Annotated in this window: 15 protein-coding genes; 8 read left to right on the top strand and 7 right to left on the bottom strand. The window is 53.2% G+C overall.

What is annotated here, in order from left to right; all coding sequences use genetic code 11:
• Positions 1-52: 52 nt before the first annotated feature.
• Positions 53-1,681: a ShlB/FhaC/HecB family hemolysin secretion/activation protein gene (locus tag IEV29_RS13340; RefSeq protein ID WP_188381763.1), complete on the bottom strand. Its 1,629-nt coding sequence runs from the start codon at positions 1,679-1,681 to the stop codon at positions 53-55.
• 597 nt (positions 1,682-2,278) lie between these two features.
• Here IEV29_RS13340 and xseA point away from each other — a divergent pair.
• Positions 2,279-3,619, top strand: a complete 1,341-nt coding sequence (gene xseA / locus IEV29_RS13335) for an exodeoxyribonuclease VII large subunit (protein WP_188381762.1) — start codon at positions 2,279-2,281, stop codon at positions 3,617-3,619.
• Between the two features lie 6 nt (positions 3,620-3,625).
• Here xseA and IEV29_RS13330 read toward each other — a convergent pair whose 3' ends face one another.
• The 4 genes from IEV29_RS13330 to IEV29_RS13315 form a co-directional block, all read right to left on the bottom strand.
• The gene (locus tag IEV29_RS13330; protein WP_188381761.1) at positions 3,626-4,810 is read right to left on the bottom strand and encodes a PepSY-associated TM helix domain-containing protein; all 1,185 of its coding nucleotides are present in this window, start codon (positions 4,808-4,810) and stop codon (positions 3,626-3,628) included.
• A gap of 5 nt (positions 4,811-4,815) precedes the next feature.
• Positions 4,816-7,305 carry a TonB-dependent siderophore receptor gene (locus IEV29_RS13325; RefSeq protein WP_229726401.1) on the bottom strand — a complete coding sequence of 830 codons (2,490 nt, stop codon included), beginning with the start codon at positions 7,303-7,305 and terminating at the stop codon, positions 4,816-4,818.
• An 87-nt stretch (positions 7,306-7,392) separates the two neighbouring features.
• Positions 7,393-8,346 carry a FecR domain-containing protein gene (locus tag IEV29_RS13320; protein ID WP_229726400.1) on the bottom strand — a complete coding sequence of 318 codons (954 nt, stop codon included), beginning with the start codon at positions 8,344-8,346 and terminating at the stop codon, positions 7,393-7,395.
• A 35-nt stretch (positions 8,347-8,381) separates the two neighbouring features.
• Entirely contained in the window at positions 8,382-8,885 is a 504-nt protein-coding gene (locus IEV29_RS13315) for a sigma-70 family RNA polymerase sigma factor (protein ID WP_188381759.1), read from the bottom strand.
• A 223-nt stretch (positions 8,886-9,108) separates the two neighbouring features.
• Between IEV29_RS13315 and sodB the strand changes: the two genes are divergently transcribed.
• From sodB to IEV29_RS13290, 5 genes are all read left to right on the top strand, one after another.
• Positions 9,109-9,687, top strand: a complete 579-nt coding sequence (gene sodB, locus IEV29_RS13310) for a superoxide dismutase [Fe] (RefSeq protein WP_188381758.1) — start codon at positions 9,109-9,111, stop codon at positions 9,685-9,687.
• Between the two features lie 271 nt (positions 9,688-9,958).
• The gene (gene cysP, locus IEV29_RS13305) at positions 9,959-10,969 is read left to right on the top strand and encodes a thiosulfate ABC transporter substrate-binding protein CysP (protein WP_308632731.1); all 1,011 of its coding nucleotides are present in this window, start codon (positions 9,959-9,961) and stop codon (positions 10,967-10,969) included.
• Between the two features lie 161 nt (positions 10,970-11,130).
• Positions 11,131-11,976 (top strand): sulfate ABC transporter permease subunit CysT, encoded by an 846-nt coding sequence (gene cysT / locus IEV29_RS13300; protein WP_188381756.1) that lies wholly within the window; start codon positions 11,131-11,133, stop codon positions 11,974-11,976.
• Between the two features lie 11 nt (positions 11,977-11,987).
• Complete coding sequence (gene cysW, locus IEV29_RS13295) at positions 11,988-12,842, top strand: sulfate ABC transporter permease subunit CysW (RefSeq protein ID WP_229726399.1); 855 nt, start codon at positions 11,988-11,990, stop codon at positions 12,840-12,842.
• Between the two features lie 407 nt (positions 12,843-13,249).
• Positions 13,250-13,432: a hypothetical protein gene (locus tag IEV29_RS13290; protein ID WP_188381755.1), complete on the top strand. Its 183-nt coding sequence runs from the start codon at positions 13,250-13,252 to the stop codon at positions 13,430-13,432.
• 25 nt (positions 13,433-13,457) lie between these two features.
• Here the strand turns inward: IEV29_RS13290 and nhaR are convergent, their stop codons facing one another.
• Complete coding sequence (nhaR, locus tag IEV29_RS13285) at positions 13,458-14,357, bottom strand: transcriptional activator NhaR (RefSeq protein WP_188381754.1); 900 nt, start codon at positions 14,355-14,357, stop codon at positions 13,458-13,460.
• Between the two features lie 161 nt (positions 14,358-14,518).
• On the opposite strand from nhaR, the gene IEV29_RS13280 reads away from it, so the two are divergent.
• The gene (locus IEV29_RS13280) at positions 14,519-14,812 is read left to right on the top strand and encodes a TFIIB-type zinc ribbon-containing protein (RefSeq protein WP_188381753.1); all 294 of its coding nucleotides are present in this window, start codon (positions 14,519-14,521) and stop codon (positions 14,810-14,812) included.
• A 228-nt stretch (positions 14,813-15,040) separates the two neighbouring features.
• On the top strand, positions 15,041-15,670 hold the full coding sequence (locus tag IEV29_RS13275; protein ID WP_188381752.1) for a carbonic anhydrase: 630 nt from the start codon (positions 15,041-15,043) through the stop codon (positions 15,668-15,670).
• 69 nt (positions 15,671-15,739) lie between these two features.
• Here the strand turns inward: IEV29_RS13275 and IEV29_RS13270 are convergent, their stop codons facing one another.
• Positions 15,740-16,690, bottom strand: coding sequence for an AraC family transcriptional regulator (locus IEV29_RS13270; protein ID WP_229726398.1), 951 nt, complete (start codon positions 16,688-16,690; stop codon positions 15,740-15,742).
• Positions 16,691-16,888 lie beyond the last annotated feature (198 nt).

Here is a 16,888-nt window from a genome sequence, read left to right as displayed (position 1 = left end):
GAATTCTTGATGTCGTATTGCTTGACGAATATGTAGTTGGCGCGGCGATGAATCAGAAGCGCTTGATGAGGGAAGCCCAGATGCGTGCACCACGCTCGTTCGGCTCTACCTGCGATGGCGAGCCGGCATCAGCCCACGCTGCCGTCACATCCAGCGTCCAGCCAGCGTAGTTATAGCGCGCACCCACGCCATAGCCAGACAAGGTACGTTTGAGCGTGGTCGTCAGATTCGAGGCATGACCTTTGTCGTAGAAGACATAAGGGGAAACCTTGTACTGCGGCAGGTTGTAAGCCAGCTCGGTCTGTGCAGACCAGCCACGATGTCCGCTGAATTCACCAACCGGGAAAGCGCGCACCGCGTTTGGTCCGGAAATCGGCAAGAATTCCGTCGCATCGATGTTGTCGTTGGTGTGTTGTCCAGAAGCCTTGATGCTGGCTTGCAGACGATCCGTCACACGTTGGATACGCGCCAGATCCAGATTCACTTTACGGAAGCTGTCATCACGGCTCGCCGTCGGCAGGTTGTCGCTACCGACACGTGCTGCGGTGTATGTCAACGCACCGAATGTGACAGCACCGCCGTTGAACTGATCGCGCACATCAAAATTGAGTGCCAGCGGCAAGGTATTGATGTTGTAACGCTCGCGTGCACCGATTTCATTGGTATAACGCTTGTTTTGCACGCCGCCACTCACGGTTAGATTGGCATTTTGTGAACGCACAAGCGGATAGCTGACCAGCGCACCCAGAATATTTGCCTTACCCTTGAAGCCAGCGCCCGTCATCCAGTCGCCACTCAATTGATACGAGCTGTGAACAGCAGACAAATCCAGGCGCAAACCATTTGGCATCAACGGCATGCTGTAACCCAGTGCTACCAGACCGGTTTCACCATCGGTCAGCAAGCCGGTTACACGCAGTTCATCACCGAGCATCAGATTGTGTGCTCGCGCCACATCTGCACGTGCACGATACAAGCCCGTATAACGGCTGCCGTGATTATCGACACCGATCGAAGCGCGCGTACGGTCACTTTCCACCAGACGCACTTCCAGATCGCCACTACCGACATCCGCGCCCGGACGCACAATCGGCACTGCCGTGTAACCAGGCAGATCGTTCATGATCAAGGCGATACGCTCGATTTCTGCGGCGCTGATGACCTCGCCTTTTTTCAGCGGTTTCAGATAAGCCTGCGCTTCGCTATCAGCCGCTTGCTTGCCACCACGCTCAATTGTTGCAGCCACTTCCGCGTAACGACCTTCCACAATATTCATCGTGACAGAGCCGTTCGCCACATCCTGGCGCGGCAGATAAGCACGTGCGAATGGATAACCGGCTGCGCGATAAGCCGTCGTCACGACATTGGCAATTTCCTGCAAGCCTGCCAGATCAACTGACTGACCAATATAAGGTTGCACCACACTCGCCAATTGCTCGGACGTTAGTTTGGTATTGCCCTGAAACTTGATTTCCTTGAGCGGAAAGCGCTCACCACCCGGCGTTGCCGTGCTCGGCAAAGGCGCACCTTGCAGATTAAAGGATGGGGATGGCTCCGGCGGCGCTAGACGCGGCGCGGTCTCTGGATACAACACACTAGCATCAGGCAATTGCTGGGCATTTGCCGCAGCAAATGGCGCCAACACCATCAAGGTCAGCGAAAGTTTGAGTCGTGGGAGCATGGTTGAATCGAAGTGAAGAAATGTGCGGCGTCGCCAAATTAATCTTTGAGAAACATCAAGCGACATGAAAACTTACGTGAAAATTACTGAGAGAAAAAAGCGAATTTGCTTCAGGCAAGATTACTGCATGGAAATGTGAAGGCGCGATGAAATTTTCATTTTTCAGAGGAGAAAAATTTTTTTCGTAGGAAAAATCCCACAAGTGTGAACAAATGTTTCACAGAAAAATTGAGACGTTGTTTAAACAAAATGTCATTCACACAAACATGAAAATTTAGTCATGCCTTTCATGCATGATTTCTTTTTTGATTTTGGATTGCTTAAATTTTAAGCACACGATTTTTCCAAATCGTGATGTCTGCTTATCGACAAAAGAAAAAAGCTTGGCATCCCGCGTCGGCATTGCATCTAACTAATCAAATTACGATTTGATGCGATTCTTCTCTCGATTTTCTTTCTATGTAGACTTTAAAATCCATCTCACTCACTTTCTAGTGACATAACGACCATCAGGGTCAACATCCCGCGATTGGATTACCATCTGTTTGTCGCACACCGTGCAAAAGATTTCACATTTCGTTTTCTGATTTTCGTTTCATGACAAACACAACCACACCCAACGTCGTCAGCGTTTCTGCACTCAATCAGGCCGTTGCGCGCATGCTGGAAAAAAGTTTTCCACTGACGTGGATTAGTGGCGAGATCTCCAATTTCACACGCGCAGCCTCTGGCCACTGGTACTTCACGCTCAAAGACGATGCCGCGCAGGTGCGCGCCGTCATGTTTCGCGGGCGCGCGCAATACGCTGATTTTTCGCCGCGAGAAGGCGACAAGGTGGAAGTCCGCGCGCTGGTCACGTTGTACGCGCCGCGTGGCGACTATCAATTGAATGTGGAAGCGATTCGCCGGGCAGGTGTCGGCAATCTGTACGAAGCGTTTTTGCAGTTGAAAGAAAAACTCAATGCCGAAGGCTTGTTCGATCCGGCCCGCAAACGTGCGCTTCCCTCATTTGTGCGCACCATCGGCATCGTCACCAGCCCGCAAGCCGCCGCATTACGCGATGTGCTGACCACGCTGGCGCGTCGCGCACCGCATGTAAATGTGATTTTGTACCCAACGCCGGTACAAGGCGAAGGCGCAGCCATGAAGATAGCGCAAGCCATTGCCACCGCATCGGCACGCGCCGAATGCGATGTGCTGCTGGTCTGTCGTGGTGGTGGCAGCATCGAAGACCTCTGGTCCTTCAATCATGAGATCGTGGCACGCACGATTGCGGGCTCGGATATGCCCGTGATTGCTGGTATTGGTCACGAAACCGATTTCACCATCGCCGACTTTGCTGCCGACGTACGCGCACCTACGCCAACCGCCGCAGCCGAACTGGCCACCTTGCCGCGTGCCGACTGGCTGGCGCAACTGGATACGCATGCCGATGATTTACGCGTTGCCATGAAACGTCAGCTTGGCAATGCATCGCAAACGCTGGACTGGATGTCGCGCAGACTGATCAGCCCTGCCGCCTATATCGGCCAGGAGCGCTCGCGACTCGGCGCGTTACAGAATCAGCTACAACATGGCACGCGCATTCCGATCGATCGCGCTCGCCTCTCACTCACACGTCTGACGCATCGCTGGCAAAGCCAAAAACCGGATACCCGTACAGCGCGCCTCAACATCGCACGCGATGCACGCAGCCTGCTCGGCAGCATGCAAACCCAGCTCAAGCAACGCCAGCAACATCTGCGTGGGCTGTCAGCGCAACTGGAAATGTTGAACCCGCAACGCACGCTGGAGCGTGGCTACGCCATCGTCAGTAATGAAAAGGGAGAAATCCTGCGCTCACCGCAGTCGCTGCAACCGCGCAGCAATGTGACTGTGCGGTTGGCAGAAGGGACGGCGCAGGTGGGAATTGCGAGCGTTCAGAAACAGATTGATTGATCTCTATCAAATTGTTTTGTAAGCATGATCACGGCGTGCGGCCCTTTTCCTCGCCCAGATCACAACCCCTGTCACGCTTAAGACAGCGATAAGAATTCCCAAAACCGATACAAGAATGCGTCCTGGCATGCCGGCAATACGACCTGAATGCAATGGGAATTGTGCTGCCATGAAGATATCTGCGGCAGTGCCTGCAGTTGGCACCTCCTCGCTGAATAACGCACCCGTTTTACCGTCGTAGTACAGAACTGAGTTGCCAAGGCCAGCTGCACCTAACGCATTGCCCGGTGAGAAGAAGCTCACTCCATACAAGTTGTACGGAGCGTTGTAGTGAATAGCACCGGCCGGTTCCTTCCAGCCTCGCTTCGTTGCCTCTGCAACCGCAAACGCCAAAATAGTTTCACGAGTTATCTCGGGTGCAATCGGTCGTTTGGTACGAATACGTCCATCGTATCGTGTTGGCGTGAGCTCGGCGACGTAGCCAACGGCACCACGAACAACCTCCGGAAGATTCATTGCAATGGAGGTCAATGCCATGATGAGCAGAAGCCCCCACAACCAAACCCCACCTGAGCGGTGCAAGTCAAAGTTCAATTTGTAGTTGCCGCTCGTGAGACGGAAAGCAAAAGATTTCTTCCACGCTTTTCGATGCGGGAACGCGATGATTAGAGCAACGAAGCAATCGATGAGCCAAACGATGGAGACGATGCCCATGAACCAGGTGCCAAGCTTGATTCCCCAGCCATCGGGGATATGCATTGTGTAATGCAGCTTGTAGAGGAACGGCATGATGGCCTCACGTGAAAAGGAGAGCTCTCCCCACTTTCGCGTTGCCTGAATCGTTCCGTTATCGGGATTTAACGACACCTGATTGAAAGGCAACCGATGCACACGATTACTCTGTGCGTCCCATGTCGGTGTCACCGTCAATGTTAGAGATTCACCAGCCTGTGTTGCTAACGGCAAGTTCTTTATTCGTGCACGAGGCTCGGCAGTTTCAAACTGATTTGCCAGTTCAAGGATGCGTTGTGCACTGAGGGCTGCGCTATCTGATTTAAATAGCGACGGATTCAACCAGGAATCCAACTCGCGATCCCACGCAATCAAGGCACCGCTGATTCCTGATAAGAACAGGAATACAGCGATGAACAGGCCCGCCCAACGATGCAGGCGACCAAGAAGCCTACGCATGTTGTTTACCAGCGATACGTCATGGTTCCGGTGACTTGTCGTGGCATGCCGTAGTCACAAATACCCGAATAACACATGGATGGGATGTAGGTGCGGTCGGTCAGATTGGTGATATTCAATGCATACGACCATGGACCATCGACATATCCGATACGTGCATCCATCAAGGTGTAGGCTGGCCCGCCTCGTGCTGGGAGGGATGGTCGATTCGGACGTGAAGACACATAACGCACGCCAGCACCAGCGCTCCAATTAGGAAGATCGAACATGCCTAGCTTGGCATTCATCCAAAGCGAAAGAAGATTCCTCGGTGAATTGAACCGTTCACCTTGTTCTCCAGGGTTGTTGCTTTTGGTGACTTCCGCATCGGTGTACGTATAAGCGCCGATAACATCAACGCTCTTGCCGAGTTTCGTTTTGAGTTCAAGCTCCAAGCCACGCGAACGCACTTCACCGGTTTGTACCTGAAAAGTGGACTCGACCGGATCACGCGTGGTCACATTCGTTCTTTTTAAATCGTAAAGACTCGCCGTTAAAAGCGTGTCCGTCCCTGGGGGCTGATAGCGCAGCCCGATTTCGGTTTGCTCGCCCTCACTCGGTTTGAAACGCGCGCCAAAGCGATCGGTCTGCGCAGTCGGTTCAAATGATTGTGTGAAGCTGATATATGGTGCGAAACCATTCGCCGCCAAATACACTAAACCGGCACGTCCCGTAAAAGCCGAATCAGAGCCATCGTCGCTTACCCTTGTTGTGGACCGGATCTGATCGCTGAACACATCCGCTTTATCGTATCGACCACCAAGCAAGACAACCCATTTATCCGAGACCTTGATTTGGTCTTGCAAATAGAAACCGAGCTTCTTTTCTTTCGCGATAACCGTTCGGTCAAAATTCATCGGCACCGGGCCGGTCAAGTACACCGAATTATAGATATCAAACAGTCTGTTGGCAGCACCACGGGTGCGTGTACTATCGTAACGCGAGTTTGTGTAGTCAAATCCTGCTAACACGACATGTTTTACGTTACCGACGTGCCAAGTCTTTTCCATGTTCGTATCCATGGTAAAGATGGACGTATCATCAAGGAATCCCCGAGGTGAAAGCGAAACTTGGCGACCTGTACCATTCACGTCGCCAGTCAAAACGGTGTAGCGCATATCCAGATCGGACTCGTAATAACGGAGCGAATGTCGCAACTTGAGCGTGTCGGAAAATGCGTGCTCAAACAGATAGCCAATCGTGCTGGTATTGGTTTCGAATTTGTTGTGACTTGTATCGCCAAGGAATCGATTGCGCGGAATCTGTCCATTTGGATTCGGCAACAAACTCCCTGTCACTGGGACGGAAGGCGCAAAGATGGTATTGGATTTCTGGTAACTGGCAAGTAAAGTGAGCGAAGTCGCAGCAGATGGTTGCCAAGTCAACGCTGGCGCAATATAGGTACGATCGTCACGGCCGTAATCGATGTAAGTGCCACTTTTTCGTTCTAACGCGGTGATTCGATAAGACCAAATTCCCTGATCATCCAGAGGACCGCCAAAATCTGCCGAGAGCTGCCTGCGATTGTGGCTGCCATATTCCACATTGATTTCACGCAGGGGCGGCGAGGTCGGTCGTTTGGTCACGGTATTGATCACACCACCTGGCGCTGCTGCACCATAGAGAATGGAAGACGGACCTTTCAGCACTTCAATACGCTCGAGACCGTATACTTCCTGCTTGCCGTTATACAGGTTAGCCATGTAACGCATGCCATCACGGTAGTAACTGCCGTTTTGGGGATCTGCTGCAAACCCACGGATGCTTACCGTGTCATCAATGAGCGGATTCTTGGCCGAGATTCCCGTCATCAAGCCGGCGGTATATCCAAGTGCATCTTGGATGGTTTGTGCTTTTTGGTCTTCCATCTGCTGGCGACCAACGACAGAAATTGACTGAGGAACTTCTATTAGCGGCGTGTCTGTTTTGGTCGCAGTGCTCGTCCTACTGGCTACATAACCAAGGACTGGGCCAGTTGCACTCTCTTGTACACCCGTCACGCGAACCGTAGGCAGGGTTGTGTCCGATGGCATTGCTGTTGGCTGATGCTGCAACAGATAGCCACCATTTTTCTGTCGTGCGGCTTGTAAACCTGTACCTGTAAGCAGCATAGTCAGCGCAGAGTCCACGCCGTGCGTGCCCTGCAATCCACGTGTTTGCAGAGAATCCGTCATTTCGGTAGAAAACGACAACATGATCCCCGCCTCGCGACCGAATCGATTGAGTGCGCCAGTCAACTGACCTGCAGGGATGTTGTAAGTGCGTGTGACTTCGGCTGTCTGCGCGTGCGCCTGAGTCGGCGCCACGGACGGTACAAGAACAGCAACACCAAGCACGAGATGCAATACCGCGCCGGCGATTGCAGTGCGTTTGAATGATTGCGGGGATGCAATGAGCGCGGTTGATGCGGCTTGCTGATGATGCGGTTGAGTCATGTTCGTTTCCCTGAAGTTCAAATGAAGAAAGGCCTCCTGTCTTCATTGCCCCGTGAGAAACGAAAATGGCTCAACTTTTTGAAAATATTTTTTGATACGCAAATTTTCTTACGTACGCGTTGGCTCGACCTTTACCCAGTAACGCGTGACGAATCGAATATCCACCGGCAAGGTCTTGCGCAGCATGTCAAGAATCTTGTCGGTATCAGCCAGCGGATAAGTCCCGGTCACTTTCAGATTGGCGACAGTGGCATCACAACCAAGATAGCCGCGACGATGCGGACCCAATGCTTGCAAGAACGCGCCTAACGGCATGTCGCGTACGACCAGCATACCGTCCGTCCAAGCGATAGCATTGTCATCAGCCTCTTCAATTTCTTCAAAACGATCTTGCGAGAAGCTGGTTTGCTGGCCATCACGCACGATACGCGGTGTTTCCACATGACCGGGGCGCACTTCCACTGCGCCTTCATACACAGCAACCAGGCTGTGTCCTTGCTGATCATCGCGCTGCTGCACCAGAAAGCGCGTCCCTAATGCGCGCATTTTGCCGTGGGCTGTTTCGATTAAAAATGGTCGACTACCGCTACGCGTTACCAGTGGATCAGGCGCAGTCACAACCAACAGCTCGCCTCGCACCAAACGAACCAGCCGTTGCGTTTCGGTGTATTCAATATTGATGGCGGTCTCTGCATTGAGCTGCAACTGCGTGCCGTCATCCAGCGTGATGCGCGTGCGTTCACCAACACCAGTGCGACGATCTGCCGTCCATTGATCAATCGGTGCCTCTCGCCCAACCAGCCATGTCGTGCTACCGGCAAACAGCATGATGGCGAGTGTCTTGACTGCACGCCGACGTCCTGCAGTTTTAGGTTGCGTCAGTGCCGCATGGGCTAGCGGGGAAGACAGACCCTGCAGTCGCTCACCAAATGCTTCAATGCGCTGCCATGCATGTGCGTGATCAGAATGTGCATCGCGCCATTGCTGCCAGCGCTGCCGCGTTTCATCCGCGACGTCTGCGCTTTGCAGCTCAACCAGCCATTCTGCGGCTTGCTGCTGCACTTGTTCTGGGATCGGGGATATCGGAAATTGCGCGCTCATTCGGCGAAACAACAACGTGTCAACGCTTTGGCGATATGACGTTTGACGGTAGAAATAGAAATGTTCAGGCGCTCTGCAATCTCGGCATGTCCAAGATCATCGAGTTGCGACCACAGGAATGCCTTGCGCACATCCATGTCCAGACCGTCGAGAAGACGATCGATCTCCATCAGGGTTTCGAGCATGACAGCGCGTACTTCTGGCGAGGGCGCATGTTGTTCTGGTATGCGTGCCAGAGCGTCAAGATAAGCCTGCTCAATCTGACGATGACGATATTGATTGGCGATCAAACCCTGCGCAATCGTCGTCAGGTAGGCACGAGGTTCACGGATGACTTCAACAACGTCGCGGGTCAAGACACGGATGAAGGTGTCCTGTGCGAGATCGGCTGCATCGAAAGAATTGCCGAGTCGTTTACGCAACCAGCCATCAAGCCAACCGTGATGATCGGTATAAAGCGATTGAACGTCGTGATGCAAACGAGGCTTGGCAGCCGACATGGTGGTGCACTTTCCGGTGCCGAAGTCGCACCAATAAAAATGAGAATAATTCGCATTATAAATACATCCCCTGTTCTTGGAAAGCCCCGCCAATCCTTGCTCTCCGGCCGGCATCTCGTTCTTGCAAAATTGACCTGCGTCGTGTGCAAGCATTTAATAACCGTTTTACAATGAATGTCTTTTAAAAAATACGTTTTCATTTTTAACTTCACAAAGGACGACCATGGAACATACCCTGCCGGCACTGCCCTATGCGTTGGATGCACTTGCTCCACACATCTCGCAAGAGACACTTGAATTCCACTATGGCAAGCATCATCAAACCTATGTGACGAATCTGAACAACCTGATCAAGGGTACCGAATTCGAAAACCTGTCCCTGGAAGAAATCATCAAGAAATCGTCCGGCGGCATTTTCAACAACTCCGCACAAGTCTGGAACCACACGTTCTTCTGGAACAGCCTGACGCCAAATGGCAAAGGTGCTCCTGAAGGCGCACTGGCTGACGCCATCAATGCAAAATGGGGTTCGTTCGATGCATTCAAGGAAGCGTTCACCAAGTCGGCTGTTGGCAACTTCGGTTCGAGCTGGACCTGGCTGGTGAAAAAAGCGGACGGTTCGCTGGACATCGTCAACACCTCGAACGCTGCCACGCCACTGACTACCGCCGACAAGGCGCTGATCACCATCGATCTGTGGGAACACGCTTACTACATCGATTATCGCAACGCACGTCCGAAGTTCGTCGAGACTTTCTTCAAGCTCGCCAACTGGGATTTCGCTGCAAAGAACTTTGCCTAATCAGCAAAAAATCTGCATCCCGAAGCTGTGATACAAGTCAAACGCCTCCTTAACGGAGGCGTTTTTCATTTTGCGCATCGTCTTGTAAGATCATTCGCCTCTTATTCTATATGCGAATTTTGCATACTTAAATGCAAAATAGATCGTTTGATCGCATAAGAGAACTTGTTATATTTGCGGCTCGGCAAGTTGTCACGCATCAAGAAGGATGACGCCTACATCGCAGCACCCTGCGAATGCCCCACGAATTTCTCTCTACATGGAGTACGACATGTTTAAAAAAGCCGTTTTGTTGTCGGCCATAGCTGCCACATTCTTTGCCGGTGCTGCTCAGGCGCAGGAAAAACCACTGCTCAACGCGTCTTACGACGTTGCGCGCGAACTGTTCGCAACAATCAATCCTAAATTCCAGGAAAAATGGAAAAAGGAAACCGGTCAGGATCTGAAGATCGATCAATCCTTTGCTGGCACCTCGCGTCAGGCACAAGACATCATCCAGGGCAAAAAAGTGGATACCGTGACCTTCAATCAAGTCACCGACATCGACATCCTGGCAAAACGCGGCTTGGTACGTAAGGACTGGCAAAAAGCCTTCCCGAATAATGCGTCGCCTTACTACAGCACGATCGCTTTCCTAGTTCGTAAAGGCAATCCCAAAAATATCAAGACTTGGGATGATCTGGTCCGTGATGACGTGAAACTGGTTTTCCCGAATCCAAAAACTTCGGGTAACGCACGTTACAGCTACCTTGGTGCATGGCTTTACGCAAATGAAAAATTCAAGGGCGATGAAGCCAAGACCAAGGAATTTGTCGGCAAGCTGCTGCGCAATGTCGTCAACTTCCCGACCGGTGGCCGGGGCGCAACCGTGGCGTTTGCTTCGAACAACCAAGGCGATGCACTGCTGACCTTTGAATCCGAAGTGATCAACATTGCCAAGAGCGACGAGTTCAAAGCGGGTGGCTATGAAGTCATCGTGCCACCAGTCTCCGTCCTGGCTGAGTTCCCAGTTGCTGTTGTTGACAAAGTCGTGGATGAAAAGGGCACCCGCAAACTGGCAACCGATTACCTGAATTTCCAGTACTCGCGTGAAATTCAATTGTTGCTGACGACCTTCAACTACCGCGTGCATCATCCTGACTTGGTTAAAGTGATTACCGACCGTTATGCAAAGGTCCGACTGATCAACCCAAATACCGTGCTCGGTAGCTGGGATGACATTCAGGAAAAACACTTTGGTAGCGGCGGCGTACTCGATCAGTTGCTCTCCCAACGTCGTTGATCACCCAGCCGGCCTCCCATAAGGTGGCCGGTTTTGGCAACAACGCGCGCGTGGTTTACAATGCCACCCTGCAAAACGACCATCCTTTTGTGATGGTCGTTTGTTTTTAAGCTCAGACAACTTGGTCTGACTGCACTTTTCGCAACGACATTGCCACTATCGTGAATCAGTCCCTACGCTTCTTCCGCAGCACGCCAGTGCTTCCCGGTTTCTCGCTCAGCTTCGGTATCTCGACGCTGTACATCAGCCTGGTGATCCTGCTGCCGATTTCTGCGCTGCTGATCTATGTCAGCGGCATGACGTGGGCGCAGTATTGGTTTGCGATCACGGATGTGCGTGTATTGCAGAGTTATAAAGTGACGCTGCTTGGCGCGTTTTACTCGACCGTCGCCGTCACGGCTATCGGCTTTCTGTGGGCGTGGATCATTACGCGTTATGACTTCCCGGGCCGTCGCCTGATGGATTCTCTGGTCGATCTGCCTTTTGCATTGCCGACTTCAGTCGCTGGCCTGACGCTGTCGACGCTCTTCATTCCAACCGGCTGGCTTGGTCAGTTCTTTGATGCGGCGGGCATCAAGATCTCGTATGCCTTCCCCGGCATCGTGGTCGCCATGATCTTTACCAGCATTCCGTTCATCGTCCGCTCGGTGCAACCGGTGCTGGAAGACATGGAAAAGGAGCTGGAAGAAGCCGCCCTCATGCTGGGCGCCAACAAGTGGCAAATCTTCTGGCGCGTGATTCTGCCCACGCTGGTGCCGGCGCTGATCGCCGGCTCCTCACAGGCGTTTATCCGCAGTCTGGGTGAGTTTGGCGCGGTCATCATGATCGCCGGCAATATTCCGTTCGAAACCGAAGTCACCTCGCTGATGCTGTTTGTCCGTCTGCAGGAATTCAATTATCCGGCCGCTGCCGCGATCGCCTCGGTCGTGCTGATGGCATCGCTGGCCTTGCTCTTCCTCCTGCAACTGGTGCAAAGCCGGCTGTTCAACCAAACGCCGCGCACCTAAGGAGAATCGATATGGCAAAAGCAATCAAACGTCCAACCGAACTCCATCAATGGGTATTGATCGGTCTGGGCATCTTCTTCACCATCGTTCTGCTGATCCTGCCACTGACGCTGATCTTTGCGCAGGCATTGAGCGGCGGCGTTGCGCTCCTTCTGCAGAATCTGAACGAAGACTACATGAAGCACGCCATCAGCCTCACACTGCTGGCCGCCGTACTGACCGTACCGATCAATCTGGTGTTCGGCATTCTGCTGGCATGGTGTGTCACGCACTTCGACTTCTTTGGTCGTCGCCTGCTGATTACGCTGACTGAAATTCCGTACGCCACCTCGCCCGTGGTCGCCGGCTTCTGCTATCTGGTCGTGTATGGCCTGGAAGGCGTCATCGGCCAATGGTTATACGCGAAAGATATCCAGTTGATGTTTGCCTGGCCCGGCATCATCATGGTCACTGTGTTTGTCACGGCACCCTACATTGCGCGCATCCTGATGCCGCTGATGCAAAAACAAGGTACGGAAGAAGAAATCGCCGCCCTGTCACTCGGTGCCAGTGGCTGGCAAATCTTCCGCAAGGTAACGCTGCCCAACATCAAATGGGCGCTGCTTTACGGCTGCGTGATCACCAATGCGCGTGCGGTGGGTGAATTCGGCGCCGTCGCCGTTGTTTCCGGCACCATCATGAACCAGACACTGACACTGCCGTTACTGGTTGAACAGCTGAACAACGACTACAAAACGGCTGCTGCCTTTACCGCTGCAGGCCTGCTTGCCTGTATGGCGATGCTGACGCTAGTGCTGAAAACCTTCATGGAATGGCGTCAGGAGCGCCGTGAAGCGGAACCCGCGATGGATCCGCGCGGCGCTTAGCCCAAACCGCTTTACAGATCAGAAAACGGCGCAAAAGCGCCGTTTTTTCTTTGCGGCATGTGATGCAAACAGGCATTGAACATGCAATATCTTTCATTTAACTGAGCATTATTCTCAATAAAATGAAATAACACGATATGTGGAAGATGGTGTTAGACTGTCGCCACTGTCGATCGACCATTGTCGTGACCCCGCAGTCGAATGTCGGCTCTATCGCATTCAAGCTCGTTCGTCAGTGCTTTCCTACCGTATCTCGGGACAAGCACTGATCGCCCTCAAATGAAGGCTCCTCTATTCTCGCAACACAGGTTTGAAAAACCAGTTCTACGTTGCGGAAATTTGCCAAGACTGATGAAACGGTTCGCCAGCGTGCTTGTTTCAGCAGTCGTCACAATAAGGAATCGATCATGTCCAAGACCAACCATGAGCTCACCCACCGCATTCTGTCGATGAGCAGCCAGGCCGAAGAGAAACATCACGGCGACAACGATCGCGAGACCGTTGCCGAGACACAAGAAGCCGCAGATAAACGCGAAAGCCACATCCACGTCGTGCCATTCAATCCAGTGCAGACCGGGTCGTTTCAGTAATTTCCGTTTTTCCGTATCCCGGTGTTTAGCGAATCAGACTTTCGCGTGCCGCAGAGCTGATCGCTACCACCGCCGGATGCGTCAATTGTCTTTCCACTGAAATCGCATAAAACTGTTCGGTCACCAGATTGGTTCGACCAAGTTCAGTCACACCTGACTGTTTGCAGATTTGATCAGCCACCGCAGATGGCGCAGCAAAGATCCCCTTCCCCGCTTCGCCAAAAGCCTGCAGCAACGCACCATCGTCAAATTCGCCCACGATCCGCGGGTGCACCCGCTCTTTCTCAAACCAGCGCATCAGCCGCGGCCGCACCGCGGCGTCCTCTCCCGCCATCAGGAAAGGGGCGCCATCCAGGCTTTTCGGGAAACCCTTTTTGTACTGCTTCGCCAGTTCTGGCGCGGCAAAAAAACTGACGCTGCACTCTCCCAGCAAGTGGTTGTAGCCACGCACATCGATATTGGCCGGCATCGGGCTGTCTGCAATCACGATATCGAGACGGTGGATCGCCAAATCCGCCAGCAAATCGTTGAGCTTGCCTTCGCGACAGACAATCCGCAATGAATCGGGTAATTCCATCGATGGTTCCAGCAACAGATAAGCGATTGCCTTCGGCACCGCATCCGCCACCCCGACACGAAACTGCAGCGGCAAACCATCCGGGCGCGAACGCAGGACTTCCTGCAGCTCCTCACCAATGGTGAAGATTTCGTCGGCATAACTGAGTACGACACGACCGGCGTCATTGAGCTCCAGACGTCGACCGACCCGATTGAACAGCGGATAACCGAGTACGTCCTCAAACAATGCGATCTGACCGCTGATGGTCTGCGGCGTGAGATGCAGGCGTTCACTTGCCCGCCCAATGCCGCCCGACTTGGCCACCACCCAAAAATAGTGCAGATGCTTGTAATTGATTGCGTTCATCGTGTCTCACTCTATGGTTTTTACGAACGAAATGCTGAATTTATTCGAATTTTAATGAGGCAAATCTAGCCGTACAGTACGCCAGCCGGGGCAATATTGCCAGCCATAAAATGAAGCGTGACTGCAAAACAAGATAAAACGGCAGCGCTCGAGGAGACGTCATGAAGTGTCCCTGTTGCAAAGACATGCAACTGATCGTATCGGACCGCCACGGTATCGAGATCGACTACTGCCCGAATTGTCGCGGTGTCTGGATGGATCGTGGCGAACTCGATAAATTGATCGAACGTTCAATTACATCGCTGCCCGCGGAGCCGCCTGCGCCGGTGCGATCGCCGATATCGTCCATGCGTGGCATGGCTGCAGCCAACCCAAATCCACACTACGGCTACATCAAGGAAGGCTACGGTCAAAAGCAGCGCAAGAATCTGCTGGCCGAGCTTTTTGATTTCTGACCGACTTCGAAAGAAGGCACCGCGTAAGCAGGCGGGCAATTTGCCGCCTGCTTTTTTTATGGAAAAACGCCCTGAATGCGCTCGCCTTAACGCTTTGCCAAGGCAAAGTTCGGCCGAATGCTTTAAAGTAACGCCCTTAGCGGCGTTCTGTTTTACCAAACAGCGTCCTCACGACGCCATATAGCGCGCTCGTCCGTAACTCACAACAAGACTTACAGGAAATTTTTCATGCCAAAGCGCACCGCTAAAGAAGCACTCGCACGTCTACGTGACGGCAACCAACGTTTCGTCTCCGACATCCGTAGTATCGAAAGCATGACCACCAAGGTCCGCCGCAGTGAAGTCGTTGATGGACAAGACCCGTTTGCCATCATTCTCGGCTGTTCCGATTCCCGCGTTCCCGCAGAGATGGTGTTCGATCAGGGACTGGGCGATCTGTTCGTGATCCGTGTTGCCGGCAACGTCGTCGCGCCATCGCAGATCGGCAGTGTGGAATTTGCCGCAGCCCGCTACAACACCAAGCTGGTCGTTGTGCTCGGTCACTCGCAATGCGGCGCCATTCTGGCCACGCTGGAAGAACTCAAACGCCCCAGCGAAAACCAGTCACCGCATCTGAAATCCATCGTCGACCGCATCCGTCCGTCGGTTGCCACGTTGCTCGACACCGATCTCAAACACGATCACTGCGCACTCGTACATCAGTCGGTACGCGCCAACATCCGCGCATCGGTCAACCAGTTGCGTCATGGCTCGGCCTTGCTGGAAAACCTGATCGAAACGCAAGGTCTGGTTGTTGTCGGTGCCGAATACTCACTGGAAACCGGCGAGGTGGAATTCTTCGAAGGCTTGCCGGAGTAGGCGAACCGGGCTTCAAAAATAAAAAGCGGGCGCAATGCCCGCTTTTTTTTGTTGAGACGTAGCGATGCGTCAATCCACGGCCATCTCTGGCTCCACATCCCGCAGTGATATGGTCAGTTCCGGCGGCACGCCTGCGCGTCCACGCATACCCTCGATATCACGCAGGGGCGACTGTCCGTAAAGCCGTGCGTACTCGCGACTGAACTGCGACGGACTCTCGTAACCCACGCGGTGCCCTGCCGTACCGACATCCAGCCGTTCCACCAGCATCAGCCGGCGCGCTTCATGCAAACGCAACCGCTTCTGGTATTGCATGGGGGTCATCGCCGTCACCTGCTTGAACTGATGATGCAGCGAAGAGACGCTCATATTGAGGCGCTCTGCCAGTTCGGTCACCCGCAACGGCTGATCAAAATGATCGCGCAACCATGCCGCTGCCCGCGCGATGCGATTACCCTGACAATCCTCTGTCGCCACGTTGAGCAACTTGGCGCCATATGGTCCGGTCAGCAGACGATACAGAATTTCCTGCTCGATCAAAGGTGCCATTGCAGGGATATCGTCAGGACGATCCAGCAAACGCAACAGACGCAAGACTGCATCGATCAGTTCCGGCGGCGCTGCATGGACCGAAACCCCGCGCAGGTTAGCGCCATTCACGGCCGATCTTGGAATATGGGTGCGCTTGAGCAGTTCGGCCAGTCGGTCGCTATCGATGGCCATCCCGAGGCCCATATGCGGTTCGGCTTCGCTGGCTTCGGTAATGCAGGATTCGACGGGCAGATCCATCGATACCATCAGATAGTCGCCGACACCGTAGTCGAAGACTTCCGATCCCAGTGTCACCCGCTTTTTGCCCTGCACGATGAGCGCGAAACAAGGCCATTGCGCCGTATGGACCGCACGCGTGGTCTGACTGCTGCGCTTGAAGAACAGGTTGCCGATAGCCGTGTCGTATTCGCCATCCTTGTCGGCATAACGGGCAATGATGTCAGCCATTTCCTGATAGGCGGCATGCATGGAGATTCCTTTTCTTTCATCGACTTATGATGCAAGCGATGCTATCAGAGGCAAGTGCTTTTGATCGTACCCGACCCGACGATTTGCAGGATCGTGCATGAAGTTCGCAGGATAAGGATAACGGCCGATTGAGCAGCCATGCGAAAGTCTGTTCCTCCGCTACGGTCTGACTGTCGCCTGGATTCTCTGCCCGTTGCC

The organism is Oxalicibacterium faecigallinarum (genome assembly GCF_014635705.1).
Taxonomy (GTDB): domain Bacteria; phylum Pseudomonadota; class Gammaproteobacteria; order Burkholderiales; family Burkholderiaceae_D; genus Oxalicibacterium; species Oxalicibacterium faecigallinarum.
This window is presented reverse-complemented; position numbering and strand designations above follow the sequence as displayed.